The organism is Ensifer sp. SSB1 (assembly GCF_016652895.1).
In the GTDB taxonomy this organism is placed as follows: Bacteria; Pseudomonadota; Alphaproteobacteria; order Rhizobiales; family Rhizobiaceae; genus Ensifer.
Window position 1 is genome coordinate 1 of sequence record NZ_JAEPRP010000343.1, and the last position, 2491, is coordinate 2491.

General features: G+C 62.9%; 1 protein-coding gene and 1 pseudogene. One reads left to right on the forward strand and one right to left on the reverse strand.

All coding sequences use genetic code 11. The features are described 5' to 3' along the window. A pseudogene (locus I8N66_RS37080) lies at nucleotides 1-1146 on the forward strand (hypothetical protein); the annotation flags it as partial. Nucleotides 1147-1157: 11 nt separating this feature from the next. On the opposite strand, the gene I8N66_RS37085 reads toward I8N66_RS37080, so the two are convergent. Further along, the gene (locus I8N66_RS37085) at nucleotides 1158-2294 is read right to left on the reverse strand and encodes an AI-2E family transporter (RefSeq protein ID WP_291165517.1); all 1137 of its coding nucleotides are present in this window, start codon (nucleotides 2292-2294) and stop codon (nucleotides 1158-1160) included. Nucleotides 2295-2491: the final 197 nt, after the last annotated feature.

The window sequence follows — 2491 nt, forward strand, 5'->3', positions numbered from 1 at the left end:
ATGATGACCCGCGGACTGACGGACGAGGTCGTCGGCAATATTGCCAAATTCAGGGAACTCATCGTCGTCACGCAGGAGGGCCCTGACGGTTCGCAAGGCGGGCCAATTTTTGCCCTGGAGGGCCGGGTGCGGTTCGACGGCGAGAGACTCCGGCTCGTCGCCAGACTCATCCAGCGATCCGATGGATCCGTCGTATGGGCGAATACCTATGACGAGCAGCTGGAAGCCGGCAAAACCATCGAACTGCAGGTGAAGGCTGCAGCCGCGGTGGCCGGTGCCGTGGCACAGCCCTATGGCGCGATTTTCCAGGCAAATGCCACGGCGTTCAAACAGTCGGTTCCCGATGACTGGCAAGCCTATGCCTGCACCCTGAGCTACTACGGTCATCGTGGCGACGTCGGCGCGCAGAGCCGTGCTGGCGTGCAGGCCTGTCTGCAACAGGCGACCCAACAGACACCGACCTATGCGACGGCCTGGGCACTACTGTCGATGGCCTATATCGACGCCTTCCAGGATCGCCTCGACCATTCCACCCCGGCTACGCTGGAGCGGGCAGCCGACGCGGCAGCCCGTGCCGTGGAACTGGATCCCCAGGACGTGCGCGCTCTCGAGGCGAGGATGCTTGCCCTGTTCTTCCGCGGTGATGTCGATGCTGCCTTGGCCGTTGGCGCGCGCGCGCTTGCGATCAATCCCAACGACGCTGAACTCGCCGGCGAATACGGGTTCCGGCTGGCACTATCGGGCCAATGGGACTCCGGCTGCAAACTTCTATCGGAAAGCGTCGCCCGCAACTCTGGTCCCGCAAGCTATTTCGAGGCGGCACTCTCGGTCTGCTCCTACTTCGGTAGTGACTATGTCTCCGCCGAGCGATGGGCGCGCCTGGCCGATCTGCGCACCCATCCATTCTCCCGGGTCATGCTTCTGGCAACGCTGGGCAAGCTTGGCAAGGGCGCCCAGGCGCAGGAAGAGAGGATGTGGATCGAAACCAACCTGCCGGGCCTGCTGGAAGCTATCCCTCAGGAGGTCGCGCTGAGGTTGCGCCGTGCACAGGATCGCCAACAGCTTCTTGATGGCTTGCGCAAGGCTGGCGTCCCGATTCCCGAAACTGAATTCGAGCAGGCGCGCACCGATAGCTCGATCCACTGACAGGCCTGCGGTCAAACCGGCCGCGGCGATTGCGACGCATCGGGTTGCGGCTTTTGCCGCACGGTATCTCCCTGCATCCACACCATCAGCAGGTCATGGACGACACTGAGAACGATCGGCCCCAGGAAGAGTCCGATCAGTCCGTAGGACAGTGTCCCGCCGAGCACCCCGAGCAGAATGACCAGCGTCGGCGTCGAAAGCCCGCGGGCCACCAGGATCGGTTTCATCACATTGTCGATGACAAAGAGCGGGACCAACAGAATCGTCAGAAGCAGCGCTGGACCGAAGTCCATCGTCACCCATGCCCAGATGATCACCGGAAGCAGAACCAGAGCGGGCCCGATCTGGATGATGCAGAGGATGAGCACGACGAAAGCGATAGCACCCGGCGCCGGCACATGGAACAGGCCGAGCACCAAGGCACAGAGAAACGCCTGCAGCAGCGCAACGCCGATCACCCCTCGCGCCACGTTGCGGATGGTCGCCGCCGCCAGACGCAGGAAGCCGATGCCCCGGTCACCACCGATCCTGCCGGAGAAACGCTGTGCCATCTCCGACAGCCGTTCACCGGAGCCGAAAAGGAATCCGGCCACCAACACGGACACGACGAAGCTCAGCACCTCGGCGCCGATACTCGCAATCTTGCCGAGCGCCTTGCTGCCTGCCTGCATCAGCGAAGGCTCGAGCTTGCGCAGGAGCGCTTCGAGATTATCCGATGCCATGCTCCAGACCGCATGCAGCCGTTCGCCGATGATCGGCCAGTCGTGAACGTATTCCGGCGGTACCGGCACCCGGAGAGAGCCGTCGGCAAGTTTTGCAAGCAGCGCCTGGAGCCCTTCGGCGAAGCTGACGGCAATCGCCGTCAATGGGCCGACGATGACGGCCAGGCAGATGAGCGTGATGAGAAAGGACGCCAGTCGTCGCGAGCCGAGAAAACGGCCTAGCCGGGCATAGGCCGGGTAGAGCGCCACGGCAAGGATTGCCGCCCATATGAGGATGATGGCGAACGGCGCGATCAGCGTCAGGGCCCAATAGGCAAAAAGCCCGACGATACCAATCCTGGCGATATCCGTAATTTTCGCCTCGAAGGACGGGGGGCTGGTCGCTCCATCGCCCGCCGCGCCCGTTCGGGAAGGATCATCAGCCATTCTCGCCCCTCACCCCTAGATGTGGCACATCACTGTGCCGCCGCGGCTTATCGACGGCCCCGCGTCTTGCCGAATCAAGATGCCTGAGGTCTGCCCCGGCCGGCAGCCAACATACCTCTCCCTATGCAACAGTCATGCGGATCGTACGCCCGCAACGGCCAATCGGCAGTAACATACAGTAGCATACGTCATCCGGA

Bases quoted from the DNA above. Each gene is read 5' to 3' on its own strand.
- I8N66_RS37085 (WP_291165517.1), bottom strand. From the start codon at position 2,294: ATGGCTGATGATCCTTCCCGAACGGGCGCGGCGGGCGATGGAGCGACC.